Source organism: Sphingobacterium sp. NPDC055346, from assembly GCF_053645235.1.
Genome location: NZ_JBSHMI010000007.1, coordinates 230,862 through 256,964, shown reverse-complemented (window position 1 = coordinate 256,964; position 26,103 = coordinate 230,862). Strand labels below are relative to the sequence as shown.

20 protein-coding genes and 1 tRNA gene are annotated in these 26,103 nt (G+C 40.2%); 8 read left to right on the top strand and 13 right to left on the bottom strand.

Annotated elements, in window-relative coordinates; genetic code table 11:
- Window positions 1–6: 6 nt before the first annotated feature.
- The 7 genes from ACWICE_RS15545 to ACWICE_RS15515 all read right to left on the bottom strand — a co-directional run bounded on the left by ACWICE_RS15545 (window position 7) and on the right by ACWICE_RS15515 (window position 12,058).
- Window positions 7–1,722 carry a TonB-dependent receptor gene (locus ACWICE_RS15545; RefSeq protein WP_185213450.1) on the bottom strand — a complete coding sequence of 572 codons (1,716 nt, stop codon included), beginning with the start codon at window positions 1,720–1,722 and terminating at the stop codon, window positions 7–9.
- A 12-nt stretch (window positions 1,723–1,734) separates the two neighbouring features.
- Window positions 1,735–4,764 carry a tetratricopeptide repeat protein gene (locus ACWICE_RS15540; protein ID WP_254529481.1) on the bottom strand — a complete coding sequence of 1,010 codons (3,030 nt, stop codon included), beginning with the start codon at window positions 4,762–4,764 and terminating at the stop codon, window positions 1,735–1,737.
- Window positions 4,765–5,298: 534 nt separating this feature from the next.
- Entirely contained in the window at window positions 5,299–6,234 is a 936-nt protein-coding gene (locus tag ACWICE_RS15535; protein WP_185213448.1) for an aspartate carbamoyltransferase catalytic subunit, read from the bottom strand.
- 21 nt (window positions 6,235–6,255) lie between these two features.
- Window positions 6,256–6,801, bottom strand: coding sequence for a bifunctional pyr operon transcriptional regulator/uracil phosphoribosyltransferase PyrR (gene pyrR / locus ACWICE_RS15530; RefSeq protein WP_185213447.1), 546 nt, complete (start codon window positions 6,799–6,801; stop codon window positions 6,256–6,258).
- 774 nt (window positions 6,802–7,575) lie between these two features.
- On the bottom strand, window positions 7,576–8,610 hold the full coding sequence (locus ACWICE_RS15525; RefSeq protein WP_454298729.1) for a collagen-like triple helix repeat-containing protein: 1,035 nt from the start codon (window positions 8,608–8,610) through the stop codon (window positions 7,576–7,578).
- Between the two features lie 82 nt (window positions 8,611–8,692).
- Window positions 8,693–8,890, bottom strand: coding sequence for a hypothetical protein (locus tag ACWICE_RS15520; protein ID WP_454298728.1), 198 nt, complete (start codon window positions 8,888–8,890; stop codon window positions 8,693–8,695).
- A 144-nt stretch (window positions 8,891–9,034) separates the two neighbouring features.
- Window positions 9,035–12,058, bottom strand: coding sequence for a glycosyltransferase family 117 protein (locus ACWICE_RS15515; RefSeq protein WP_254529483.1), 3,024 nt, complete (start codon window positions 12,056–12,058; stop codon window positions 9,035–9,037).
- 264 nt (window positions 12,059–12,322) lie between these two features.
- On the opposite strand from ACWICE_RS15515, the gene ACWICE_RS15510 reads away from it, so the two are divergent.
- The 5 genes from ACWICE_RS15510 to ACWICE_RS15490 all read left to right on the top strand — a co-directional run bounded on the left by ACWICE_RS15510 (window position 12,323) and on the right by ACWICE_RS15490 (window position 17,375).
- Window positions 12,323–12,393, top strand: a tRNA-Gln gene (locus tag ACWICE_RS15510).
- 468 nt (window positions 12,394–12,861) lie between these two features.
- Window positions 12,862–14,823, top strand: coding sequence for a tetratricopeptide repeat-containing sensor histidine kinase (locus ACWICE_RS15505; RefSeq protein WP_454298727.1), 1,962 nt, complete (start codon window positions 12,862–12,864; stop codon window positions 14,821–14,823).
- Window positions 14,816–15,448 carry a response regulator gene (locus ACWICE_RS15500; protein WP_185217735.1) on the top strand — a complete coding sequence of 211 codons (633 nt, stop codon included), beginning with the start codon at window positions 14,816–14,818 and terminating at the stop codon, window positions 15,446–15,448. The genes ACWICE_RS15505 and ACWICE_RS15500 overlap by 8 nt, the downstream gene beginning before the upstream one ends.
- 200 nt (window positions 15,449–15,648) lie before the next feature.
- The gene (locus ACWICE_RS15495; protein WP_185213442.1) at window positions 15,649–16,605 is read left to right on the top strand and encodes a ribose-phosphate pyrophosphokinase; all 957 of its coding nucleotides are present in this window, start codon (window positions 15,649–15,651) and stop codon (window positions 16,603–16,605) included.
- Between the two features lie 173 nt (window positions 16,606–16,778).
- The gene (locus tag ACWICE_RS15490; RefSeq protein WP_185213441.1) at window positions 16,779–17,375 is read left to right on the top strand and encodes a 50S ribosomal protein L25/general stress protein Ctc; all 597 of its coding nucleotides are present in this window, start codon (window positions 16,779–16,781) and stop codon (window positions 17,373–17,375) included.
- An 87-nt stretch (window positions 17,376–17,462) separates the two neighbouring features.
- Here ACWICE_RS15490 and ACWICE_RS15485 read toward each other — a convergent pair whose 3' ends face one another.
- From ACWICE_RS15485 to ACWICE_RS15460, 6 genes are all read right to left on the bottom strand, one after another.
- Window positions 17,463–18,077, bottom strand: coding sequence for an SCO family protein (locus ACWICE_RS15485; RefSeq protein WP_454298726.1), 615 nt, complete (start codon window positions 18,075–18,077; stop codon window positions 17,463–17,465).
- Between the two features lie 8 nt (window positions 18,078–18,085).
- A complete protein-coding gene (locus tag ACWICE_RS15480) occupies window positions 18,086–18,850 on the bottom strand; it encodes a formylglycine-generating enzyme family protein (RefSeq protein WP_313261768.1) in 765 nt (254 codons plus the stop codon).
- 48 nt (window positions 18,851–18,898) lie between these two features.
- A complete protein-coding gene (nirK, locus tag ACWICE_RS15475; RefSeq protein WP_313261766.1) occupies window positions 18,899–20,338 on the bottom strand; it encodes a copper-containing nitrite reductase in 1,440 nt (479 codons plus the stop codon).
- A 272-nt stretch (window positions 20,339–20,610) separates the two neighbouring features.
- Window positions 20,611–21,333, bottom strand: coding sequence for an iron-sulfur cluster repair di-iron protein (gene ric / locus ACWICE_RS15470; RefSeq protein WP_185213439.1), 723 nt, complete (start codon window positions 21,331–21,333; stop codon window positions 20,611–20,613).
- Between the two features lie 4 nt (window positions 21,334–21,337).
- Window positions 21,338–23,575, bottom strand: coding sequence for a nitric-oxide reductase large subunit (locus ACWICE_RS15465; protein WP_454298725.1), 2,238 nt, complete (start codon window positions 23,573–23,575; stop codon window positions 21,338–21,340).
- Between the two features lie 66 nt (window positions 23,576–23,641).
- Window positions 23,642–24,190, bottom strand: a complete 549-nt coding sequence (locus ACWICE_RS15460) for a plastocyanin/azurin family copper-binding protein (protein WP_454298724.1) — start codon at window positions 24,188–24,190, stop codon at window positions 23,642–23,644.
- Window positions 24,191–24,406: 216 nt separating this feature from the next.
- On the opposite strand from ACWICE_RS15460, the gene pth reads away from it, so the two are divergent.
- The 3 genes from pth to ACWICE_RS15445 all read left to right on the top strand — a co-directional run bounded on the left by pth (window position 24,407) and on the right by ACWICE_RS15445 (window position 26,034).
- Window positions 24,407–24,970, top strand: coding sequence for an aminoacyl-tRNA hydrolase (pth, locus tag ACWICE_RS15455; RefSeq protein WP_254529496.1), 564 nt, complete (start codon window positions 24,407–24,409; stop codon window positions 24,968–24,970).
- Window positions 24,971–25,048: 78 nt separating this feature from the next.
- Complete coding sequence (locus tag ACWICE_RS15450; RefSeq protein ID WP_093101669.1) at window positions 25,049–25,231, top strand: hypothetical protein; 183 nt, start codon at window positions 25,049–25,051, stop codon at window positions 25,229–25,231.
- A gap of 17 nt (window positions 25,232–25,248) precedes the next feature.
- Window positions 25,249–26,034, top strand: a complete 786-nt coding sequence (locus ACWICE_RS15445; protein ID WP_185213436.1) for a prohibitin family protein — start codon at window positions 25,249–25,251, stop codon at window positions 26,032–26,034.
- Window positions 26,035–26,103 lie beyond the last annotated feature (69 nt).

Here is a 26,103-nt window from a genome sequence, read left to right as displayed (position 1 = left end):
GTTAGATTAAAACGAAAAATTTAGACCACCTAAAATGTTGAAACCTAATTTAGGGTAGTATAAATAACGTTGGTATTCTGTATTCAACATATTATTTGCCTTTACAAAAACACCTAGGTATTTCGTTGCTTTATATTCTGCTCCAGCGCTCAGATCAAAGAACGATGGAATGGTTTCCTTTTTATATGGGTTGCCATCAGGCACACCATTTAAGTAAGTGAACTCTTGAGCATAGGCGTTTCCGTGGAACAATGCCTCTGCATCAATGAACAATTTCTCAGAAATATTGAATCTTGCATTTGCCGCTAAACGCATTTTCGGCATATGCCAAGCCTCTTCCTGCTCAACCATGGTATATTGATCAATATTCAGACGACCACCCAAGTTCACCAATGAAGATAACCTCACATTGATCTCTCCTTCGATTCCCACATGCTTAACCGCATCGTCTCCATTTCCATCATAAACCAGATCAAAGTTGAACGGAGTCTCCATATTGTTCACGAACATGGCCATGCTTTCTACTTTTCTGTAGAAACCTTTTACCTTATATCCAAATGTCGCACCGGCATTACCCTTGATACCACCATAGATATTCATACGCTCCACTGTATTTTGGATGTTGGCATTTGGACCTAGATATGGGTTGATGCGTGTAAAATCACGGAACGAACCTTTTTCTACATTTCCTGTAACCCCTCCAAAGATGTAGAAGTACTCAGGCGCTAAAGCAAAATCAACTTCTGCTTCTGGGAATACGTTGAACCTAGAGTTATCGCCAAATTCAGAAACGATATTTGCTCCCAAGGTAATGTTGTAGTTATCTCCCTTGAAACGGATATACGGATTGATCGAAGCAATCGAGTTATTTAATTTTCCGGTTGAGGTGTTTACTCCCTTAAGACCGTTATAGTCCAAGGCCACATTCGCACCTGCGTTAAATGCACGGTAGCGTTTGTTCAAGTAACCTGATAACGCAACGGAATTTTCACCAGCCTCAAATTTATCCTTATAGGTATAGGCATCCGCCTTTACCGAGTAGCTTAATGCATCCTCATTCGCAGGATCATAATTGCTGGTCAACTCTCCACTGAAGTAAATATCATTGAATCGCTGCGCCTCGCGGGTCGGATTGATGGTAGATCCATCTTGGTTAGTTGGAATACCATAAAAGCGGGTCCCATAACCATTGTAGCCAATTAATCCATCCAAAGTAAACTTAGGTAAGATACGGCGACCAAAAATACCGATCTCCTGTCTCGAGAATTTCTGGTCTTCCAAATTTCCTTTTTGGCTTAAGTGTTTTGCGAACCCACCAAAACGGATGTCTTCGTAATCTTCCACTGCAAAGTAAGCTTCACCCAAGATGGTATTGAAGTTACCCGCACCAAACTTCACATAATTACTCTTATGGTCCATGATTCTAGAAAATGGAGTTTCCATGATCTGTAATTCACTAAGGCCCGTATTGATGTCTAATTTTTTGTCAGGAACATTGCCATAGTTTAACTTAGGCATATATTCTCTTTTGTTTGACATGTCAGGACTACGACGGATTTTTACTGCATCAGCAAGAATAGGTCTATAATCACGAACGATATCAAATGAATCCAATGTTACGGGACGGTCGGTGGTATCTCTTTTTTGAGCATATGCCCCTACACCCATCCCCAACATTAAGGTTAATATAGCAGATTGTTTAAAAACAGTATTCAACTTCATCTTTTCCTATTCTTATTTAATTTTTTCCAATAATTGTTTCGCTTCATCCAAAATACCATCTTCTGTGTTCTCATAATTGTCGATTACACTTTCCAATGTTGATTTAGCTTGGAATTTATCGCCCTTGCCCTCATAAGCCTGAGCCATTACAATAAATCCTTTCGCTACCCAATAGTCATATGAAGAGAAGGAATCAGATATATCCAGTGCAGATTTGATTGCACCATCGTAATTTTTATTTTTCAATTGTTGTTCCGCAACCAAGAATCTCGCTTCAGCGCCAGTCTCTGTTTTAGATTTCAAAGCCGCCAGGTTCAATTCTTTCATACCCTCAGACCCTTTTGAAGTAGATAGGTATGCTTTTGCAGCATAGAGATGTGCTTTTGCGATATCCTCTTCTGAAGATTTCTCGTACTTCTTGATGATATTCGCATAGGTCAATGTCTCTGCATAATCACCCATGTTGTAGTAACTTACCAATAGGTTGTTTACTGCCCATCCGTAGTTCTCCTTGTATTCTGAAGTCAACTCCAATTTCTTCAACACCTGTACAGCTTCATTGTAAGCTTTATTTCTCAAGTGTAGTTTAGAAACCGAGATCAAGGTACGCTCTGTATAGGCCGAAGTCCAATCATTCATGATGATATTGAAATCATGCATTGCCTCGGTATCCTTGCCTAGGTTCGCGTTACTTTCTGCACGGATAAAACGAGCATGTTTCTCTTGAATAGGTTTAGGAAATTTATCAAAGTATGCATTCACTGCTTCTACAGCTGCTTGCCAGTTACCACGGTCAAACAAGGTGCGCGCTATGGAGAAAGTATGAGAATCTTGTTCAGCTGTGCTTAGGTCACCGATATTAGTGCTTGTAGCATAACGGATATATCCCGAAGCATCCCCTTTATCCAAATAGATGTTTTCGATAGATGCCAATGCTTGTTTAGCCTCATCCGTAGTAGGATATTGGTTTACCACACGTTGGAAAGTAGCTAATGCCGCATCGTTATCATCCTTGTTATATTGTACCAGACCGATCGTTGTCAATGCTCTAGGAACGTATGAACTTCTTGGGTATTGCTCAACCATTTTTTGCAGACCATCGATCGCACGGTCATGATCACCCATTAAGAAATAAGTATAAGGGATTTCAAATGCCACATCATCCGCATAGTTCGATTTTGGATATTTCGCCATTACCGAATTCAAAGTTGAAATCTTGCCATTATTATCACCCTGAAGACCTAACAGGATACCTTTTTGGAACAAAGCATAGTCCTGACTCTGCGCTCCAGAAGCAATCAAACGATCATAATAGTTTGCTGCCTTGCTGTAGTTTTTGATAGCTAAGTACGAGTCAGCTGCACGTGCCATCGCATCGTTTCTGGTATTCAGGTCGATGCCATCTTTTCCGCCACCGGCTAGGAAACGCTCAAAGTAATTTGCAGCCGTACTATAATTGTCTGCTCTAAAGGCAGCATATGCTAAAGCATAATTTGCATAATTGTAAACCTCTGTTTTTCTAGCTGCCGGCAATTGCAAGAATTTATTGAATGCAGCTACAGATTCTTTATACTTACGGACCTCATACATCGCTTCTGCTTTCCAATAGGTCGCCAATGCATAGATCTCTTCATCATTGCGGTTAGCTTCAGAACGCATGAACATAGAAATGGCATTTTCAAATGCACGCTCATTGTAGTATTCCAATCCGCGGTAGTAAGTTACTTTTTGGTATGCAGCATTGGCATCTTTACCTCTATTAGGCAAGTCTTCCAAAACATCCACCGCAGCACGGTAGTTTTTGGTGCTTAATAAAACCTCTGCCAATAAGGTCTTCGCCTCTTCTTGGCGCTTTGACCTTGGGTAAGTCTGCATGTACTCATTGATCGCATCCAAGGCTACTTGGTGAAACTCTAGATCATAGGACAGTTTTGCATAGTTGAACAAACCTTCTTCTTTTAATTGTGGATCAAAGTCTAATTTTGAAGCTCTGAAGAATGCGTTCCGTGCGCTTTGCTTATTGCCTGTCTTCAAGAATGCATCCCCTAAAGTGATCATGGCACTTTGGAAATAGGCATCCGGTTCTTCCAATTTCTCTAATTCAGAGATAGCTTTTTCGTACTCGCCTAATTTATAGTTGATATAACCGATTTGGTAGCTATCTTGATTGTTTTGGGTCTTACCTTGGTCTTGTGCTTGGAACCTATCGTAAAAGTCTTTCGATTTCTCCAAGTCACCTTTGATGAAATAGGTTGCTGCGATGATACGCAACATCTCTGTCTCACTTTCCTGCTTAGTGGTTTCTAGCTTAGGCAATGCATAACTCAATACATCATCATAACGCTTATCCAAGAAGTACAAGGCTGTGATATAATATGGATAACTGTTCTCATAAGTTTTTGATCCTTCCAGACGCTCAAACTCATTCAGTGCAGTTTTATATTCTTGGTTTAAATAGCTTAGGTAAGCCGAATAATAGATAGAAGCCTCTTGGTACTGTCCCCTTAGATCTTTCAGTTCGTTGAAAACAGGTCTAGCAGCCTCATAGTCTCCCGTCATAAATTTTGCATAGGCCAATTTGAAACGGTATTCGGTATTCTCCGCTCCTGCTAAATTCTTACTGTCAATCTTTTCAAACCATTCAATGGCTTTTGGATAGTCTTTTTGAGCATAATAGGACTTTCCGATCTGGAAATAGGCTGCTTTGGAATTTGCACTTGCTGGATAATCTTTTATGTATTTCAAGAAGCGGCTCTCAGCATCTGTTTCTCCCAACTCTAAAGCACAAACAGCTTGATAAAATCGAACATTCTCTTTGAGTAAGCTTAATTCCTTCGTTTCGTCCAACTGAAGTGATGATTTCGTCCTGATCTCCTCAAACTTATCAAATTGTTTTGCAGCAGAACTGAACTTCCCTCTTTCATACAACTCCAGCCCATCCTTGTAGGCTTTATTCACCTCTTGCCATGCAGAATGTTGCGCCAATACCGGTGTACTCAATAAGCTCATCGCCACACCTAACTGGTAAATTTTTTTATACATATGATTGAATACTCCTTAAAATGAATGCGTCAGTATTTTTATTGAAAATCGTGCTGTAACACCTTGACAAGATGGTACAAGCCTTCAACCTACGAAATTAATGGATAACTTCAATGTTTTCCTCAAAAGTTGTTAACAACTGTGGATAACCTGAGCTATTTAACTTTATTTAACAAAAGGAGAAAGACATCAGACAAAAGACATAAGACAGTAGAACTAATCCCTAAACTAAAGCGGGATATATTTCCAATTCCTCCATCAAAAATTAATCTCATTTATAGCAAAAATCTTGTTCCAATCTATCAAAAAAATTACACCAAAGTTCCCCATAGACAAAGTTCAAAAGTTGTTCCAACATGTAATATTTCGACCGGAAAGTTTTGCACATCCGACCATCATAAGAAGAGCCTAGAATTATAGAATTCTAGGCTCTTTTTTATCTAATGAGTTATAAGAAAAATTCAAATTAGGACAAATAAAATCCCAATACCTTTTCTATTGTCTTATGTCTATTGTCTTATGTCTAATTAGAAATTACCCCCTCTTCCCTGCCAACAAATACAGAACGGCCATTCTCACGGCTACTCCGTTTTCTACTTGGTCTAGGATGATGGAATGACTGCTATCCGCTACATCCGAGGTAATTTCCACCCCACGGTTGATTGGTCCAGGGTGCATGATGACGATCTCCTTATCCAATGAATCCAAGATCTGTTTGTTCAAACCGTACAACATGGAATATTCACGCAATGAAGGGAAGTAAGCAATATCCTGACGCTCCAACTGGATCCGCAACATATTAGCTACATCACACCAGTTCAAAGCTTTCATGAGGTCATGCTCAACCTTCACACCAAGGGAGGTAATATATTTTGGAATCAAGGTAGTTGGTCCACAGACCATCACCTCAGCTCCTTGTTTCTGTAAACAAAGAATATTGGACAATGCTACCCTAGAGTGAAGGATATCTCCAATAATGGCGATTTTTTTTCCTTCAACCCCACCTAATCGCTCACGGATAGAAAATGAATCCAATAAAGCTTGGGTAGGATGTTCATGGGCACCGTCTCCAGCGTTCACGATCTGGGCATCCACATGTTTGCTCAAGAAAACACCGGCACCTGCATAAGGATGGCGCATCACGATCATGTCCACTTTCATGGCCAAGATATTGTTCACCGTATCGATCAGCGTTTCACCCTTACTTACCGAAGAAGAGGATGCTGCAAAATTGACGATATCGGCAGACAGGCGCTTTTCAGCTAATTCAAAAGAAAGACGGGTACGGGTGGAGTTCTCGAAGAACACATTGGCAATGGTAATATCTCGCAAAGAAGGCACCTTTTTGATTGGTCGGTTCAGTACTTCTTTGAAATTTGCAGCCGTATCCAAGATCAATTGGATATCGTTGCTATTTAAATCCTTGATACCTAATAAATGGCGGGTACTAAGTTGTTCAGATGTTGACATTTGTTAAACAATAAAATCTTTCTATTTCTTTTCGGTGATCAACACAATACTATCGTTATCATCCACCTCTTTCCAGCTTACAATTACTTTTTGCGAATCAATGGAGTCGACCTGTATACCTATATAGTCCGGTTGGATAGGAATCTGTCTCGAAAAACGACGGTCTACCAAGACCATTAATTCAATTCTGTTCGCCCTACCAAATGCTTGGATCGCATCCATCGCAGAACGGATAGTCCTTCCGGTCCACAGTACATCATCAACCAAGATGACATCCTTGCCCTCTATAATAAAATCAATTACCGTACTGTTCGCAGCTAATGGACTGGCTCCTTTCATCCTGAAATCATCACGATAGAAAGTAATATCCAAAATACCCAATGGCACTTGAACTCCGGTCATTCCTTTGATTTCCTGTACTAATCTTTCAGCTAAATAGGTACCTCGAGGTTGAATTCCAATGATTACAGCGTTGGAGAAATCTCCATGGTTTTCAATTAATTGTTGAGACAATCGCTTGAGCGTAATCTGAAACTTCGGTCCATCTAATAATATCGATTGTTTCATCTATGGATTTATTTAGGCAAACTTAAGGCATTTTTTCCAAAAATCGTAATCTAAGCCACATTGGATTGGAAAAAATAAGGCAGCGTAAGATGGTTTAGTTGATGCAGGATGCAAAGGATGTTTTGAACCAGGATGGAAGGGATTAGAGGATAGACCAAGATTTGGATTTGAACCAGGATGGAAAGGATGAGAGGATAGACCAAGATCTTAAAATAACATTGGCACGCAAAACCATATTTGGACGTATTTCTGAAAAGGCGTATCGAACACGGCCGCCGCTAATGTCCTGTAATCGTTAACCGAAGGTTAACGAACTGTACGCCATTGCAGGCTTTATACTCATCAAGAGATTAGCCCTATACATTTAAACCAGGATATCATCAACAAACTACCAATGAACATGTTAGTTAGAACTGTGTCTGTAGTCTTTCAGGCCCATATTTATTTATCAGAAGGATATTTTTATCCGCCATACATCCCCAGCGGGGATGTATTATTTTAGCAATGGTTTTAAACAATATAGGGTTAATGCAAAAACGATGTTCGATTAATCGAACATCGTTTTTGCGCGACCTCCAGGCTAACGTGCCATGTTTGCTAAAATAATGGAACCCCGATAGGGTTCTATATTTAAAAATAAAAGCGCTAATTTATTTTCATTGCCAACATGCTGTCATCACCTTCCAATAAATTTAGCCCAAATTTTTAATTCTCTCTACAAAAAAGGATGGCCATCTTTTCAGACGGCCATCGTTATTTTAAACTCTCATAATTTTATCTATCGCTCATACCAAAATATCTTGACACAAATGAATCATTAATCTTTTGATTCGGGTAATTTTTGGACAAGTATTCAATAGACTCCTTAGGCAATAAAGTAATCCTAATATCTACCTTCATTTCTGCGTCTAAATAGCTCATTAATTGACTCTTCGAATACGTCCCTGGAATAGAGACCATCCTGTCAGACCCAATAAATAATTGACCAGAACTATTATAATACTTGATAATTGATGGAGCAAACATCAACATGTACTCGCGAACCCCTACTTTATATTGTTTAATGATTTGCTTCTTATTAGTTGGATCCAGAACAAACCATTCACCTCCATTTATCCTTGCCTCATAAGTTACAATCCCGTTGCTATAATATTGTTGAATTTCTCCTACATTAATATAGACATCCGCAGTAGTAGAAGAATAGGTAGAAACACCAGGTATCCAAGTCGTAGAATAAACAGAACATGCATCACAATTCCTTGAATAATCAAAATTCTCTTTAATTAAGACCCTTTTCTGTAGGGTTGAAGATCCTTTTAAAGAAATTGGGGACCCCCAACCATTATTAGTTTTTGGTCCATAAAAATCCATTTTTGAAAGATCAATATAGAAATCCCCTAGATTACCGGAATAAAAACTTGGAACAGCTTTTCCACTTAGAATGGTATTACCATTTGTCCCATTAGTACCATTTAAGCCATCTGCCCCATTTTGTCCATTTTGACCGTTCTGACCATTAAGTCCATCCTTTCCATTTAATTCTATCGCTGTTCCCCAATTCCCAGATTTTTTAGGACCAAAAAGCTTTTTAGAATTTAAATTCAGGTAAAAATCACCGTCTTTCCCAATTGCACTGCTAGGATCGGTCGTTCCACTTAAAATGGTACTCCCGTTTTCACCTTTAATCCCTTGGGATCCTGCAGCACCAGGAAGACCTTGTTCACCTTGAGGACCTTGAGCACCTTCTTTTTCACAGGCAGAAAAACTTAATAATAAAGCAATGCAGATCGCATTAAATACTAATTTCATATGATTAATAATTATGTTTGATTTGCCGCAAAAGTAGCCATACAGACATATTTAAGCTTACGGTTTACCGTAATTCAATAAATTAAAAATTGTTATCGGAGGTGCTTTCTAGAGATAGATAAGGCCATTTTGACTCTTGGTCCATCCTCCAATCCTTTCCATCTTGGTTCAAATCCAAATCTTGGCCAATCCTCTCATCCTTTCCATCTTGGTTCATTCCCCGATCTTGGCCCATCCTCCAATCCTTTCCATCCTGGTTCAAATCCAAATCTTGGCCCATCCTCCAATCCTTTCAATCCTGGTTCAAATCCAAATCTTGGCCCATCCTCCGATCCTTTCCATCCTGGTTCAAATACCCGAATACATCCCCCCACAAAAAAAGGGTTGCCGTTCGGCAACCCTTTTCCCTTTCAAAGCAAAAATCTTATTGACTTGCTGCTTCGTATAACGGTCTATAAGTTTCAAAGATCTGATTAACTTCTTTTAAGAGATCTTGTTGTTTGGCATCCGTCAATACCCTTTGGTAATTCTGGATAGCTGCCAAGCCGAAACGCATATTTCTAAATTCAAGGTTAGGCTTAGTTTCAGCGATGTTCATGTAGTAAGCCATATTTTCGCGAAGGAATTTCAGGTTTCTTTTCACGATTTCATTTGCTTTCTCGGCTTCACCTGATTTGTACATGGCATCGATCAAGGAGGTATAAGAGAACACTTCCGACATTAAGTAAGGACGCTTAGGCAAATTCTCATAGGCATTGTTCACCAATTTCTTAGCCTCGGTATTCTTGCCCATTGACAATAGGTTCTGAGCCGTTTCGCCAAAGATATTACCAGCATACATGCTGATATAGCGGTATGAATCTGGATCTAGGTATTTGGAATGAGCGATATTTCCCCAAGTGAATTTGTTGATGATATTATTGTAAGTTCCCTCCACATCGGTAATCGGTCCTGAAACTTCACCTTCAGCAGCTAATGCAACTGGCATCAGGCGCATGGCAAAACCTTCAGAAACCAAGAACTTCTCTAGACCGATCATATTCTCTTCTGGAGTAGTCGAAGTAAAATAAATAGGACGCTTCCATCCGTTGTTTGCCAATAGAGCCATGATCGAAAGGTCTGCTCTACTTACGATACCTCCACTGTAATTCCACTGCATGGTATCGACGATAGCATCTTCCCACTCTTTAGGTACTACTTTGTTAGCTATTACCGCTTGCTTATCAATCTTCAATTGCATATTCTTCGTTGGAAGGATATTTGCCCAATCTCCACTTTGCAACTGTACCTTATATTGTTGTTCATCGGAAAGCATGATTTGCAATAGATCCTCAACATCTACATAGCCAGGGATATTCATGTCACTGAAGTAGATTACATCACGAACACCATCCTTGATTTTCTCAGGATCGATGTTCAATGGCAATGCATCTGCATCATTTACCTTGTGCATCATCTGTTTCATGTACCAATCTGCACTTAATAAACTTAAGTTCACGACACGCACATCTGTACGGAACCCTTCAACCTCTTGAACATACCATAATGGATAGGTATCGTTGTCACCATAACTGAACAGGATGGCATTCGGCGCACATGATTCCAGATAATTCTTTGCCATATCACGGGCCAAGAATTTCTCCGAACGGTCATGGTCATCCCAGTTTTGGCTGGCCAATAGAACCGGTCCGCAAAGTAGGGAAACGGCAGTTGCCCCAATGGCCGCATTTTTGGCATTCACTTTCTTCGACAATAAGTCTGCAATCCAAATTACACCCATACCAACCCAGATACAGAATGCATAGAAGGAACCTGCATAGGCATAATCCCGTTCACGTGGCTGCAAAGGAGTTTGGTTTAGGTACAATACGATGGCAAGACCTGTAAAGAAGAACAATAGGGTCACTACAGAAGCATCACGTTGCTGTTTCTTGAACTGCCACATTGCCCCTAAGATTCCCAAAATCAATGGTAGGAAGAAATAGGTATTTCTACCTGCATTTTCCAATTCTGAAGTAGGAAGGGCATATTGACCTCCCAATCTTGCATTATCTATCGGTTTGATACCCGAAATCCAGTTACCTTCGGTAAATGAACCCTGCCCTTGTTGGTCATTTTGACGACCTACGAAGTTCCACATAAAGTAGCGGCTGTACATCTGTCCAATCTGATAACCAAAGAAAAACTTTAAGTTATCGACCATGGTAGGCACTTCATCCGGACCTAAATTCAAGAACTCTCTATAATAGGATTCATGTTTATCGGAATATATACGCGGAAACAAGGTACTGTGGCTCCATGTATAATCGAATTTTTTCTTCGCTACGACATATTTATTTCCGTCCTTACGGTAGATGTTTCCTGTCTCAAATACATCAGTGGGTTTAGCATCAAAGTACCTTCCTTTTAACAGAGGCTCATCGCCGTATTGTTCACGGTTCAGGTAACTTAAGAAGGTAAATACGTTGTCAGGATCAGAGTTGTTCAAAGTTGGGTTCGCCTTTGCCCTTACCATGATCATGGTAAATGAACTATATCCAAAGATTACGAATGCCAAACTCAACAAGGAAATATTCAAGATAGGTTTTACGTTTTTCCAGGAATACCAGATACCGAAAAGCAACAGACCAGCAACCAATAAAGTGAAGAAAGTAGCCCCTGTACCAAATCCAAGCCCTAGACTGTTAACAAAAAACAGGTCAGAAAAAGCTGCAAATTTGATCAGAAATTGAATTACTCCCCATAAAACCACTGCTAATACAATTACCCCAATGATCAAGGCTTTGGCAATACCGCCTCCAGTAACTTTGGACGTTCTTCTGAAATAGATTACCAAGGCTATTGCTGGAATAACCAATAAGTTCAATAAGTGAACCCCAATGGATAGCCCCATCACATAAGCAATTAGGATCAACCAACGGTCTGCCCCTGGCTCATCAGCCTTAGCTTCCCATTTTAGTATGGCCCAGAACACAACTGCAGTACACAATGAAGACATGGCATAAACCTCAGACTCAACTGCTGAAAACCAGAATGTATCCGAGAAAGTATAAGCCAATGCTCCTACAACCCCTGCTCCCATGATCTTGATCAGATTACCTTCCGAGATTTCCTCTTTAGCACTCAGACTAACATAAGCTTTCTTGGCAAGTGCAGTAATGGTCCAGAACAAAAAGGTAATGGTCAAACCACTACATACTGCAGATCCCACGTTCATCCAATATGCAATTCGGGAGTTATCACCCATGGCAAGGTTGGAGAAAAGGTTTTGGATCATCAAAAATAAGGGTGCCCCCGGCTGATGCACAATTTGTAATTTGTACGCCGAAGCAATAAATTCACCTGTATCCCACCAGCTTGTTGTCTTTTCAAGCGTCAAAATGTAAGTCAGTGTAGCAATAATACCCACTACCCATCCTAACAGGTTATTGATTTTTTTATAGTTCATACTAAAATATAGAAGGGTTTTCTAAAAATTATGCTTCGAAAATAAGGAATACAAATTATAATTAGACAAATAGTTTCTAATTTCTAGCAGTAAAAACCCATAATCTTAGCTACCGATAGTCTAATGAAAGATAAAGTGAAAAAATATCGGCTTGAAAATCAGTATATTTAATAATTAACGCACTTTTTTATTTGCAGAATAGAAAACTCGACGTATATTTGCATCGTCAAAAGGGAACAACCCGATGACAAAACCATAAAAGTTTGCCCAATAGTATAATGGTAGTACGACGGTTTTTGGTGCCGTTTGTCTTGGTTCGAATCCAGGTTGGGCAACTCAAAAAAAGGCTTGAAACAATGTTTCGAGCCTTTTTTGGTTTATTGGAAAACCGAAATACCAAAATTTTTAAAACCCTAACAAATAGCCATTTGACACGAATAGCAAAAAATTAGGATTTCAGCAGAATCTACTCAATCCTAAACCTACATACAATCTAATCTTATTCTAAAAAACAGAAGTTTAAGTCTTGCTTTTATCCCACTCTTATTCGAGACATATTCGAGAATTCATCGAAAATACTAAGCCGAATTGTTGACTATTGATTAGGTCATTTTGCGAATTTTCGGAATATGTCTCGAATAAGGTCAATATATAACCCAAAATATCTGCTTAATACCAGCTAGGAATAAGCTAAATATACCGATGCAGAAATGCTATATTAGAGTATTATGGATCTGTACCCTCCTATTATTAGGTATTTTTTAATGCGAGTTATTTAAGCATATTTGACTTTTGCTACTCACATGAAAAAAAGCTTCTACCTTTTTCTTTTTCTTCATATCAGCATTGGGGTATTAGGACAGCAATCCTTAAAGCCAAACCCGATTGTGGATAGCTTAATCCATGTACAAAAAACGGGTAAAACAGACAGCATCAAAGCGCGAGCAAACTTTTTGCTTTCTGATTATTACTATAAAGATACAACACTCTCCAAGTCCTACCTAGAGTCGGGAAGAAAGTTAATACAGAACAACAATTTCCTGATTGGTCTTTACCACCATTATTATGCAGGCATCTATTTTTACCTAGATTCTGAAATTGCCATTCGGGAATATAAATCCGCTATTGAGTACTTTGAAAAGGCACACAGCAAGGAAAGTCTTGCCTTTCAGGCGAAATCATGGCATAATATCGGGGTGCAATACCAGTTCCTTGGAGAGCCTAAAAGGTTTATGGAAATCTTGATCGACCATAGCATCCCCCTTTCCCAAAAGGCACAGGACCATGGACAGACTGCACTCTATTTTGGCGAGATCGGGATGATGCTCATGAATAATCAGGATTACCAGACTGCTTCCCAATATTTTCACAAAGGATTAAAGACCATGGAGGCTCATCCGCCCGTAGATCAGGCAGATCATCTGGAAATACTCGTCAATACCGCCCGGAATTTTCTATTCCTAAAAAAACTGGATTCCGCAAAAATATTTATTGACAGAGCGGAACAAGTCGCTATGGAAATCAGGGACAACAGCCTTTACTATGATTTCATTGCCGTTAAGTCCAATCACCTTAATGAATCGAAGCAGTTCTTAGCCGCAAAAAAATTATTGTTACCCGCAATTGAATCTGCAAAGAGGGACAATGTATCCGATTCGCATACCTATAAAATCAATGCGCTTTACTTCCAGCTGTACAAGGCCTATTTTGGCAGCAACAACTTCCTACAGGCTAAGGACGCTCTTTACCAAGGCATGAAATACGAGCCCTATAAATCGGCCATCAACACGGTTATTCGATATTCCAAACTGGCCGAGGTTTATGAGAAACTTCATGATTACCCATCGGCCTATAGATATGCGCGGCAGGCCTTTCAGATCAGGGACTCCGTCTATAATGAGGATTCCAGGAAGGAAATCAATGCCATGGAAAAAAGATTGCAATTATCACAAAAGGAAAGGCAGATCAACCAACTCAAATCAGACAACGAGCAGATCAGTTTAATCCACAAAAATCAACAGTTAATACACAGTTTAATAGCAGTAGGGAGTTTTATTCTGCTTTTGCTGGTTCTTTTCTTGATCTATGTTTTCCAAAACAATAGACGAACGAATAAAATAAAGCTCAATATGTTGGAGCAACAGAATAAAATCGAGGTGGCACAGGCCGTCATGCATGCTGAGGAAAATGAAAGGCATAGGATAGCTCGAGAATTGCATGATGGATTGGGTGGAACCTTATCAGCCATCAAGTATAAACTATCGATGGACTCTGAGAGCAATACGCCGGCATTGATGAAGGAAATCAACAAGCAATTAGAAAACTCGATATCAGACCTCAGGGGCATTTCCAGGAACATGATGCCCGGCACCTTAATACAGTCTGGATTGGATATAGCACTCAAAGATCTTTGTGCATCCTTAGCCACTGAACACCTACAGGTGGAATATCATTCCTTTACAATCCAGGACAGCCTTTCAAAAGACAAACAACTAAATATCTATAGGATTATCCAAGAATTGCTGACCAATAGCATCCGGCATGCTGAGGCTAGTAAGATCTTGGTTCAGTGCAGTCAGGCAGAAAATAAATTTTTCATAATGCTTGAGGATAATGGCAAAGGATTTGACAAAGATATCTTGAAAAACAACATGGGGATGGGAATTAACAATATCAGAAGAAGGATTGATCTGATGCAGGGAATTTTTGAATTGGATTCCACGATTTCCGAAGGGACAACGGTTAATATTGAATTAAATGTCTGAAGGAAGGAAAAAACTAGCATTAGTCGACGATCATCCTATCGTAATTGAGGGACTTAAATCAGTTCTGTCCAAATGGAACAGGCAATATGATTTAATCTGTTTCTCTAATGGCCTTTCTATTTTAAATTATTTGCATGATCATCATATCGATATTGTCCTATTGGACATTTCTCTGCCAGACATCAATGGCCTGGAAGTCTGCAAAAAAATAAAGATAGAAAGTCCGAGGACAAAGGTCATAGGGTTAAGTAATCAAGCTGAGTACAGCGTAATCTCCATGATGCTTGAAAACGGAGCTTCGGGCTTTCTGCTCAAGGAGGTTCCTTCGCAAGAAATTATGGAAGGATTGGATCAAGTGGTAAGAGGTGAAACCGCTTTGAGTGCTGAGGTCAAGAACATCCTGTCCAGCCAATCGAAGCAGACGCAGAGTTTGCCTTCACTTACAAAACGGGAAAAGCAATTGATTCAATTGTTGGCCCAGGGAAAAACGACCAGCAAAATTGCTTCTGAGCTATCCTTGAGCAAATTTACAGTAGATACATACCGTAAGAATCTTTTGCAAAAGTTCAATGTCAAAAACAGCAGTGAACTATTGGTGTTACTCATAGAGAACAAGATGATATAATTCCTTGATAACAAACGCATCAAAATATTAAAAAGAGCGAAAAGGATGTAAGGATATTGTAGGCAATCCCCATTCATATTTTATATTCTGAAACATTTATCTAACTTTGCGGCTACATAAAGTTAACAGGCTCAAAAGAAGCTTTAAAATGCTGCAGAAATCGAAATATCAATATAAAAACCCCAATAAATCATTTCACCATGCCTTTGCAATTTAACACCGTAAAATTATTTGCTGGTTCAGGAACTTTAGAACTAGCAGGCAAGATTTCAAAATCTTACGGAAAACCCCTAGGAGACATGACTTTGTCGAAGTTTTCTGACGGCGAAATTCAACCATTCTACAACGAGTCCGTTCGCGGTAGTGATGTGTTTTTAATCCAATCTACCAATCAACCCACAGACAATCTATTAGAGTTATTGTTGATGATCGATGCAGCTAAGCGTGCTTCAGCGCATTACATCACGGTAGTTGTTCCCTATTTTGGGTATGCACGTCAGGACCGTAAGGACAAACCACGTGTTGCAATAGGAGCAAAAATGATCGCAAACCTAATCACTGCTGCTGGTGCACACCGCATCATGACCATGGACTTGCATGCTGCTCAGATTCAAGGATTCTTCGATATCCCTGTTGATCACTTAGATGGTGCCATTATCTTCGTTCCATATATCAAATCATTGAAATTGGAAAACTTGATGATCGCTTCTCCAGACATGGGTGGATCTTACAGAGCTCGTACTTTTGCTAAATTCTTCAATGCAGAGGTTGTTATCTGTGACAAACGCAGAAAACGTGCTAATGAAATTGAATCGATGTCCATCATCGGTGATGTTACAGGACAGGATGTGGTATTGATCGATGATATCTGTGACACTGCAGGTACGCTTTCAAAAGCTGCTGCCCTGATCATGGAAAATGGCGCAAGATCTGTTCGCGCAGTATGTACACATGCTGTATTATCAGGTAAAGCATATGAAACCATTGAAAACTCCGTATTATCAGAAATGATTGTTACCGATACGATCCAACTGAATCCGGAGAAGGCTGCTCAAAGCACAAAAATCAAGGTTCTTTCTACCGCAGATCTATTTGCAAATGCTATCAAGAATGTAAATGAACATGGTTCTATTTCGGATTTATTCGACGTTAAATAAACCATTATTCTCATAGAACAAGGGAAAGGATGCTTCAAAAAGGCATCCTTTCTTCTTTTTGGAGATGTAGCCCACAGATTAACAGCAATTTATTTTCGCATTAGGGCCAAAAAATCTTTCAGCAATTCAATTTAATGATTATCTTTGCACCTCAAATTTTAATATATTAAAACATGAAATCAATTGCTATTAGCGGTTCTGCAAGACAGAACGTAGGGAAAAGAGATGCTAAGGAATTGCGTTACGAGGGAAAAATCCCTGCAGTTCTTTACGGTGGTAAAGAACAAACACATTTCTCGGTATCCGCAGCTGATTTGAAACCAGTTCTTTACACTCCAGAAGTTATCTTCGTAGAATTGGAAATCGGTGGCAAAAAATCAAAAGCTATCGTTCAAGAAGCTCAATTCCATCCATTAACTGACGAAGTTACTCACGTAGACTTCTTACAATTATTTGATGACAAAGAAGTTTCTGTGAACATTCCAATCAAATTGGTAGGTACTTCTCCAGGTGTTAAAATGGGTGGTAAATTAGTTCAAAAATTACGTAACCTTCGCGTTAAAGCTCTTCCTAACAACTTACCTCAAGAAATCGAGGTTCCTATGGAAGGTCTTGAAGTTGGTAAATCTTACCGTGTAGGCCAAGTAGCTTTAACTGATGCTAAAGTATTAAACAACGCTGACGATACGATCGTTTCCGTTACTATGTCACGTGCTCTTCGTCAAGCTGAGCAAGAAGCTGCGAAAGCTGCTAAAGGTGGTAAAAAATAATTTACTGGCACAGTATAAAAAAATTGAAGGCATCGAAATATCGATGCCTTCTTTGTTCAAACTAAATATATAAGAGTTAAATGTTTCCTAGATCTTGGATGCTTCTTTTTCAATAGCATCTATGGTTGGAGAATAATCGACCCCTAAACCTTCCTGTTGATAAACCAATTCGCCCTGAGCATTGAATAAGCTGATGATATTGGAATGCGAGAAATCAATTGGCGATATCTGTTTATAATTCACCGCCAAGGTTGCTGCAAACTCCCGAGTATCTTCCTCATTGGACCTCAGGAATATCCATTGCTCCCCATCCATTTCATTTTCAATGGCAAATTGCTTGAGCCTTTCCGGTGTATCGACCTTTGGATCAATACTGACCAATAAGAATTTGATCTTGTCCTTGTTCTTGGACTTCACCGTTTTTTCAATATGGCGCATATCGGCGACCAATCTTGGGCATGCAGCCTTACAGGATGTATAGATCATGACCGCGACCACGACATTTCCCTTTAGATCTTTCAGTTCCATTTCTTCCCCATTCTGGTTGGTCCAATGCGAGGGAAGGTTATAAACGGAGAGGTCAGAAAGAGAGTCCGTCAGGGTAGGCTGTTTGAGCTCTACCTGGGTACTCGTTTCAGGATTCTGGCAAGCTTGAGCCAATAACCCAAACGCAAACAAGGCCATTAATAAATTCTTCATCATATCATTATCTATTTTACATCTCTTGCGCAGCGAAAACCAAGGTTTCTACTGCTATAGGAAGCTTTCATGCTTCCCCGAAAAGCATAGCGCATAAATGCTGCGTAATTCATCAGGTCGGAGGCATTTACAGAAGCCCCTCCGCAGAACAGGTTCCCATCTTCCCCTTTATCCTTCCTGGACTCGCCAGTCAAGAAGATACTGTTAAAATCGGAAGTCCATTCCCAGACCAATCCATGCATATCATATACTCCCCAATAGTTCTTAAAGGTACTCCCGACTTCATTATTATAGGTCTTAGCCGTCTCATACCAACTTAGGATATATTGATTGTAGGATTTTTTGGTCCTGGCATCCATGGTTTTGGCATCCGACATCGCGGCATATTCCCATTCATCCATGGTCGGCAAGCGCATTCCTTTACTTTCACAGAACTTTTTGGCGGCATACCAGGACACATTGGTCACTGGAGACTTTGCCTTTGCGGGTGCATAATCAAAATCAGACTTCCAATAAGCCAAGTAGCTTTTATCAGCAAACAATTTTTTGATCTGCGATTTGCTATAGCTTTTATTTGTCTCTAAAAATTCCAGGTAGTCCTGATTGGTGACAGGGAAGACATCCAGATAGAAAGCTTTCACTGCAACGGGACGCTTATCGGCAGTACCATATAATGGCACATAGCTACCCTTTTTAATCAGGACCATATCTTGTGCTTGGGCGGCATGAAAACTGAGCAGGCCCAACAGTAGATATCTAAAAATTTTCCACATCATCAATTCTCCTAGAGTCTGGGGAAGCTACATCACAGCTCCCAAACAATATTATTTTGCGCGACGATCCCTCACATTAATAGGAGTTACGAAAGTCTTATTATTGTCCCAATTGTTATATACATAGTTCAACACATCGGCAACTTCTTGATCAGACAAAGCCTGTCCAGGCATGACTGAGTTATATTTCTCGCCATTGACGGTTATCTCACCCTTCAAACCGAACAAGACCGCATCGATTGCTTTTTCTTTATTGTTGTTCAAGAAATCAGACTTTGCCAATGGAGGGAATACACCTTTGATCCCTTGTCCTTCACTCTGGTGACAAGCCAAACAGGTTCTGCCAAAGATTGCTTTTCCATCTGCAATGGATTGATTTGGTGTTTTGGCAATAACGGATGTTTTCTTAGCCTTTTTAGGCATATGTTGAATGGTACCTCCTTCTGGCAGATAGATTCCTTCCATGATTTTACCTGAATAGATCTGGTGGTTTTCTTCACCTTCCACTTTCAGCATACCCAAGGCACCTTTGTTGAAGGCACGGAATATGGAGTGATCCACCAACACCAGGGTACCCGGTACTTCGACCTTAAACTCTACCATGGCGGCACCACCTGCGGGAATCAGGGTTGTTTGGACATTTTCGTTGATCAGATCACCACCTTCCACATGTACTCTATCAAATATTTCACCGATAACATGGAAAGAGGAAACTAAGTTAGGACCACCATTTCCAACGAAAAGACGGATGGTTTCTCCAACTTTGGCCTGAAGGGCATTTTCATTGACCAAAGCACTTACATTACCATTGAAAACTACATAATCTGCTTCTTCTTTGATGGCTTTATTCATATCAAATGCCTGTAAGCCTTGCTCACCATAGGAACCTTCGGTATAGAAATCACCCTGCATCACATAAAATTCCTTATCCACTGGAGGCAATCCACCTTCTGGTTCGACAAGAATCAAACCGTACATTCCATTGGCAATGTGCATACCTACAGGTGCTGTAGCACAGTGATAAACAAAAAGACCAGGGTTCAAGCACTTAAAGGAAAATGAAACCTCATGCCCAGGCGCAACCAATGAGGATTCAGCACCACCACCGGGACCTGTTACGGCATGTAAGTCAATATTGTGAGGCAGTTTGTTGTCGGGATGGTTTTTAAGCAAAAAGTCAACCTCATCCCCTACTCTGGCGCGAATAAACTGGCCAGGAACGGAACCTCCAAAAGTCCAATAGGTATATTTAACCCCATCGACCATCTCACCTTCTAATTCCAATATTTCAAGGCTTACTTTTAGTTTTGCAGCATCTCGTTTACCGACAGGTTTCGGCACTAAGGGTGGCGAAGTAAGCTCCGCTACGATTTCCCCTTTGACCGGAATCTTGGTCGTATCGATCTGTTTATTTTCTGCAGAATGCTTACAGGCAGTAAATGCCATGGTAACCCCCAATAGTATACTAAATAAAGTGACTTTGTTTTTCATGTTTCAGCATTATTGTTAATTAATCTTCCTCTTTCTTAATAATTAAAAATACCGCAAAATTGAGTGTTTTTAAATGACACTAACCATACAAAAAAGTGGCCTTCATTACATTTTCATGACAAAATTCCTGACGAAAATCATGCACCATAAAAGCTGGCTAAAAACGGAAAAAAGAGGCTTTGGGAGAGCCTCTTTTTTCAATAAAAAATTTATTCAACGGTGTTTAAGGATTTTTGCTGGCGCAAAAATTGAGTCAAAATTTATGGAGAATCTTATTTCGTATTTTCCTCTAATCGGATGGATTTGGGAAATAGGATATTGTTTTCTAAGTGTATATGTTTATGCAGGTCTTGTTCAAAGTCGCGGAGCATATCAAAGGCAACACGATAGGTATTGCAGGCATCTTCTGGTGCAGTATAATTGTCTGTCAATTCAGCAATTTTTGCAAAGCGGCCACCTTCAGTTTCGTGTTCATGGATCATCATACTGATCGGGTTCTGAACGGAGCCGAATCCTGGCTGAACATAGGCTGCTGGATTTGATTTTGTTTCCTCTAATTTTTCAATATATGGGAACAGAATCTTTTCTTCTTTTTCCAAGTGATGACCTAGGTCCACCGCACTTTCTTCGAACAATTTATTGATTTCATAGAGTTCAGGATGTCTTTCACCATGTACACGAGCCACTTTATTTAGGTAAGCCAAAAGGACCGGTGTTTTTTCCCGCACATATCTATGATGTGTTTTTACGATATAGGATACCAATAAATCCGAAGGCCATGAATTGAAATCTATTTGCTCGCCGGCAGATTCATTCAATACATTGTTTAGGTCATCCAATAAGCTATCCTTATTGATTCCTTTTTTATCGGCAACTGTTCCAATGGCAACTTGGCCACCACAACAGAAGTCCATTCCATACTTGGTAAATACAGCAGCTGTTTTAAAATTCTTTGCCACTACATTACCGATTTTTTCATTTATTAAGTTTTCCATGATTTTATTGTTTATTATTTTTAAGTGTTAAATCAAATACAAACCAAGCACATGCAAATACCCCGATGGCAAAAACGATGTCCCCAGGGGTCCGCATCCATTTCAGGAATACCATACCAGGTTCTTGCATCAACTCGGCCGAACGGGCATACCACATACCCTGCCCAATACTTTCAATGGCTTGCCAGATTCCTACAGGCAGCAAACTGAGGAGCGCCATTCCCAGCAATCCGATATTTAAGCTCCAGAAACCGACCTTGATCAATTTATCATTCCATTTGACATCGCGATATAGGCTTCGAAGTACAAAAAGCATCAAGCCAATCCCAAGCATTCCATACACACCGAATAATGCGGTGTGACCATGTAAAGGCGTGGTATTTAAGCCTTGCACAAAATAAAGTGCAATTGGTGGATTGATGATAAATCCAAAGACTCCTGCTCCCAGGAAGTTCCAGAACGCAACGGAAATCAAGAAATAGATTGGCCATTTGTAATCTTCCAACCATTTTGTGGCTTTTGAAATCTTATAGTTATGGTAGGCTTCAAATCCAATGATGGTCAACGGAACAACTTCCAAAGCACTGAAGGTGGCACCCAAGGCCATAACTGCAGTTGGCGTTCCTGAGAAATATAAATGGTGAAAGGTTCCGAGGATACCGCCCGACAGGAATATGATGGTGGAGAACAATACACTGGAAGTTGCACTCTTAGGTTTCAATAATCCTAAGCGAACGAACAGGAATGCCATAACCACGGTTGCAAATACTTCGAAGAAACCTTCTACCCATAAATGCACTACCCACCAGCGCCAATATTCCGCAATGGCTAAATTTGTCTGTCTGCCCCACATCAGACCTGCTCCATAGAACAGGGCGATGGCCGAACAGGAAATAAGGAACATCACGATCAGGTTCTTTTCTTCGCCACCATTTTTCAAGATCGGCAACAATGGTCTCACCATTAAGGCTAACCAGACGAAGAGCCCAACGAAAAGGAAAATCTGCCAGAACCTTCCTAGGTCCACATATTCATAGCCTTGATGGCCAAACCAGAAGTTTTGGACCAAGTCCAGTTTTTGCATGACACCGTACCATTGCCCAACCATGGAACCAACCACGATGATCAAAAGTGCGATAAAAAGAAAGTTCACGCCGAAGACCTGGAATTTAGGGTCCTTTCCGGAAACTGCTGGCGCAATGTAAAGCCCTGTAGCCAACCATGCGGTTGCAATCCAGAAGATGGCTAATTGGGTGTGCCAGGTACGGGTAACCGAATAAGGAAGGAATTGATCGATCGGAATTCCGTACAGTCCATCCCCTTCTACACCATAGTGAGCCGTGACAATCCCTAAACCGACCTGAACCAGCATCAACAGACTGACTACCCAGAAGTATTTCTTCACCAACTTCATGGATGGTGTAACCCCCTGTCTCAACAAAGGATCTTCAGCTGGATAGAGCAGTTCATCTTCTGCCCCGGCCATAACTTGCCATAAAACCAATGCACCCACACAAAAGATCAATAAGATGATACTTACTCCTGACCAAGCTAATAGGTCCATTGTCATTTCGTTGCCTACTAATTTTTCGTTAGGCCAGTTATGAGTATATGAAACCTTAGAATCGGGCCTTTCGGTCACTGTCGCCCAAGTAGCCCAGAAGAAAAAGGCATTCATCTTATGCATCCTTGCTTCATCCTTAATGGAATTCACCGGAATGGCATAATCCTTTCTCAATTGGTCGAATTTGGGATCATTGGTAAATAACCCTTTGTAATACTCAGAAAGTGCTTTGATGGCAGATACTCGATCAGAATCAACAGTAATGGTATTCCTAGCTGCATCGAAGGTATTCTTCCTGATCTTAGATTTTAAGCGGGTAGCCAACATGGCCTGTTGATCTTCGCCTATTTCATCATATGGTTTAGAAAATTCATTATTTGCATAGATGTCCAATATATATAAGGCTTCGCGGTGCAACCAATCTGCAGTCCAGTCTGGAGCGACATAAGCACCATGACCCCAAATGGAACCTACTTCTTGACCACCTATACTTTGCCAAATATTCTGTCCATCCTTAATATCTTGTTCCGTAAAAATAGTTTCTCCAGATTCATCGACGATTTTTTCTGGAATTGGCGGGGAAACTTGGTAGATCTCATAACCGTAGTATAGCAGTACTGAAAATGACAATACTACCACGAGGATAAAGGCCCACCATAATTTTTTCTCTCTTTTCATTCTTTAAAGGCTTTAGCATGATAAGATGGTCCCATAGCTTGGGACCATCCAAAAAATTGTTTCAAACTATTCGGCTATGATCTTTCCTTTCATTACCGCAAGGTGACCAGGAAATGAACAGATGAAATCATAGGTACCTGGGCTTTCAAGTGTAAAGTCGATTTTGCTTTCTTCGCCACCGCCAATTAAATTGGTATGGGCTAGAACATCAGCTGTTGCAGGGACATAGTCTGTAGCTTGTGCCTTTATTGCCTCTTCTCCGAACTTAATGGGGTCAGTACCTAGTTTCAAAACAACCAAGTTATGTCCCATCACTTCTTTTTTCATGGTACCAACGTGCTTTAATGTAAGACTGATTGGCTCTCCGGCTTTGACATGTAATTCATTTACATTGAACTGCATTTGATCGTTGCTCTCTACCACAATGGTATTTGAAGTTGCGGAAGCAGCAGATTCAGGCTCAGCTGCAGGAGCAGGAGTTTCGGTTGCTGTTGCTTCGGTAGCATGTGAACTGTGATCGGTAGAATCAGATTTAGGTTGTTCTGAATTGTCACATGAAGCTAAAAATAAGCATGAGCATAATGCAAGAGTTCCAATGTTAAAGGTAGTTTTCATATAATGTGTTTTGTATTTAAGACAAAATTGTCTTTTTTATCCCTTGAAAAAAATTCCAACGGTCACATTTTTCAGTGATGCTAGTAATATTTTACTTTTATTCAACATTTAGGACACATTGCAAATGCCTTATCATTTGGATATCCGATTTATCAATTGCTTTATCATTTGTAAACTATATTTAACAAATGATATATAAATCCTATTTTTGCAGGCATGAATTATCTGATAGTAGGATTAGGAAATATTGGAAGGGAGTATGCTGATACTCGGCATAATATAGGTTTTATGGTTGCAGACGAACTGGCAAATCAGGCCGGCACGTCTTGGTCAACCTTGAAACATGCTTATTACACTGAATACAAGCAAAGAGGTCACAACGTTTTTGTGATCAAACCTACGACCTTCATGAACCTGAGCGGAAAAGCCGTAAACTATTGGATGCAAGAGCTGAAGGTACCTATCCAGAATGTCTTGGTCATTGTGGATGACTTGGCCATTCCTTTTGGATCATTGCGTATCAAACCTAAGGGATCTGCAGCTGGACACAATGGCCTGAAATCCATTGAAGGGTCGGTGGGCGGACAACATTATGCACGATTAAGATTCGGTATCGGAGATAATTATCCCAAAGGAAGACAGGTAGACTATGTATTGGGTCCTTTTGACAAGGAAGAACAACGGGAATTACCCGCGCTGATCGAACATTCCGTAAAAATGGTGAACAGCTTTATCAATATCGGAATTGAGCTGACCATGACTAACTTGAACACAAAATAAATCCCGGACTCTTCCAGATTCCCTAAAGACTTAGGCTTTTTTTTCGTATATTATTAGCATATTTACGCGACATAATTTATGGATAGAATACGACCTTTCATTACCATTCCGATCATCTTGGTTTTCTTTATATGGGGATCGACGCAGGCATTTCATTTATTGAGTGCGGCATCAGATTGGGATGTTTTTGTGGGCGTTTGTTTGGCTCTCTTGCTGATTGCCATTCTCTATAAGTTCATTATGTATATCTTAAAAAAATAGACCAACCAATTTTATTTATGAAAAGAAATCTTATTGCTTTGGGGGCAACCCTTATTATCGCTTTGCTAGTTTGGATCATTTGCACGGAAAGGATTGACGCCGGATATGAAGGTATTAAGGTCAAACTCTATGGTTCTGAAAAAGGTGTTCAGGATGTCAGTCTTGTTACCGGAAGGGTTTGGTACAATCCAGTCACTGAATCGATCTATGAGTTTCCAACCTATGTTCAGACAGTCAACTACGAGAACTTTACGGTAAATGCCAAGGATGGTTCGGTCTTTACGGTCGACCCTACCCTATCCCTGCGCGTATTGACAGGCAGCTCACCGAAGATCTTTACCAAATATAGAAGACCAGTGGACGAGATATTAAACATGACTTTGGTGAATCACATCAAGGATGTGTATAGGATCGAATTCAACAAGTATTCAACAGATTCCATCATTAGCAATCGTGAGAAGTTTGAAAATGGTGTACAGGATAAAATGATCAAGTTTTTGGAGGGCGAAGGCTTTATCTTGGAGCAACTGACTTCAGGTATACAGTATCCTGAATCGATCACCCAAGCTATCAATGCCAAAAATGCCGCCATACAGAAGGCACAGCAGGCTGAAAACGAGCTGAAGGTCGTGGAAGCGGATGCCAGAAAAATGATCGTCCAGGCAGAAGCTGAAGCCAAGGCCAATCAATTGAGGCAGCAGACCTTGTCACCATTGCTGATTCAACAGCAGTTTATTGAAAAATGGGACGGCTCGACACCGCTATATGGCAACAGCCCTGTGATCTTTAAGGAATTGAAATAATAAAAAGGCAGCCCTAGGGTTGCCTTTCTTGCCTGATTTGATTTAGTAAATAATAATATTTAATAAAAG

Excerpts from the sequence above, each read along its gene's own strand:
- ACWICE_RS15545 (WP_185213450.1), bottom strand. The coding sequence starts at position 1,722 with ATGAAGTTGAATACTGTTTTTAAACAATCTGCTATATTAACCTTAATG.
- ACWICE_RS15540 (WP_254529481.1), bottom strand. The coding sequence starts at position 4,764 with ATGTATAAAAAAATTTACCAGTTAGGTGTGGCGATGAGCTTATTGAGT.
- ACWICE_RS15535 (WP_185213448.1), bottom strand. The coding sequence starts at position 6,234 with ATGTCAACATCTGAACAACTTAGTACCCGCCATTTATTAGGTATCAAG.
- pyrR (WP_185213447.1), bottom strand. The coding sequence starts at position 6,801 with ATGAAACAATCGATATTATTAGATGGACCGAAGTTTCAGATTACGCTC.
- ACWICE_RS15525 (WP_454298729.1), bottom strand. The coding sequence starts at position 8,610 with ATGAAATTAGTATTTAATGCGATCTGCATTGCTTTATTATTAAGTTTT.
- ACWICE_RS15520 (WP_454298728.1), bottom strand. The coding sequence starts at position 8,890 with ATGGGCCAAGATTTGGATTTGAACCAGGATGGAAAGGATTGGAGGATG.
- ACWICE_RS15515 (WP_254529483.1), bottom strand. The coding sequence starts at position 12,058 with ATGAACTATAAAAAAATCAATAACCTGTTAGGATGGGTAGTGGGTATT.
- ACWICE_RS15505 (WP_454298727.1), top strand. The coding sequence starts at position 12,862 with ATGAAAAAAAGCTTCTACCTTTTTCTTTTTCTTCATATCAGCATTGGG.
- ACWICE_RS15500 (WP_185217735.1), top strand. The coding sequence starts at position 14,816 with ATGTCTGAAGGAAGGAAAAAACTAGCATTAGTCGACGATCATCCTATC.
- ACWICE_RS15495 (WP_185213442.1), top strand. The coding sequence starts at position 15,649 with ATGCCTTTGCAATTTAACACCGTAAAATTATTTGCTGGTTCAGGAACT.
- ACWICE_RS15490 (WP_185213441.1), top strand. The coding sequence starts at position 16,779 with ATGAAATCAATTGCTATTAGCGGTTCTGCAAGACAGAACGTAGGGAAA.
- ACWICE_RS15485 (WP_454298726.1), bottom strand. The coding sequence starts at position 18,077 with ATGATGAAGAATTTATTAATGGCCTTGTTTGCGTTTGGGTTATTGGCT.
- ACWICE_RS15480 (WP_313261768.1), bottom strand. The coding sequence starts at position 18,850 with ATGATGTGGAAAATTTTTAGATATCTACTGTTGGGCCTGCTCAGTTTT.
- nirK (WP_313261766.1), bottom strand. The coding sequence starts at position 20,338 with ATGAAAAACAAAGTCACTTTATTTAGTATACTATTGGGGGTTACCATG.
- ric (WP_185213439.1), bottom strand. The coding sequence starts at position 21,333 with ATGGAAAACTTAATAAATGAAAAAATCGGTAATGTAGTGGCAAAGAAT.
- ACWICE_RS15465 (WP_454298725.1), bottom strand. The coding sequence starts at position 23,575 with ATGAAAAGAGAGAAAAAATTATGGTGGGCCTTTATCCTCGTGGTAGTA.
- ACWICE_RS15460 (WP_454298724.1), bottom strand. The coding sequence starts at position 24,190 with ATGAAAACTACCTTTAACATTGGAACTCTTGCATTATGCTCATGCTTA.
- pth (WP_254529496.1), top strand. The coding sequence starts at position 24,407 with ATGAATTATCTGATAGTAGGATTAGGAAATATTGGAAGGGAGTATGCT.
- ACWICE_RS15450 (WP_093101669.1), top strand. The coding sequence starts at position 25,049 with ATGGATAGAATACGACCTTTCATTACCATTCCGATCATCTTGGTTTTC.
- ACWICE_RS15445 (WP_185213436.1), top strand. The coding sequence starts at position 25,249 with ATGAAAAGAAATCTTATTGCTTTGGGGGCAACCCTTATTATCGCTTTG.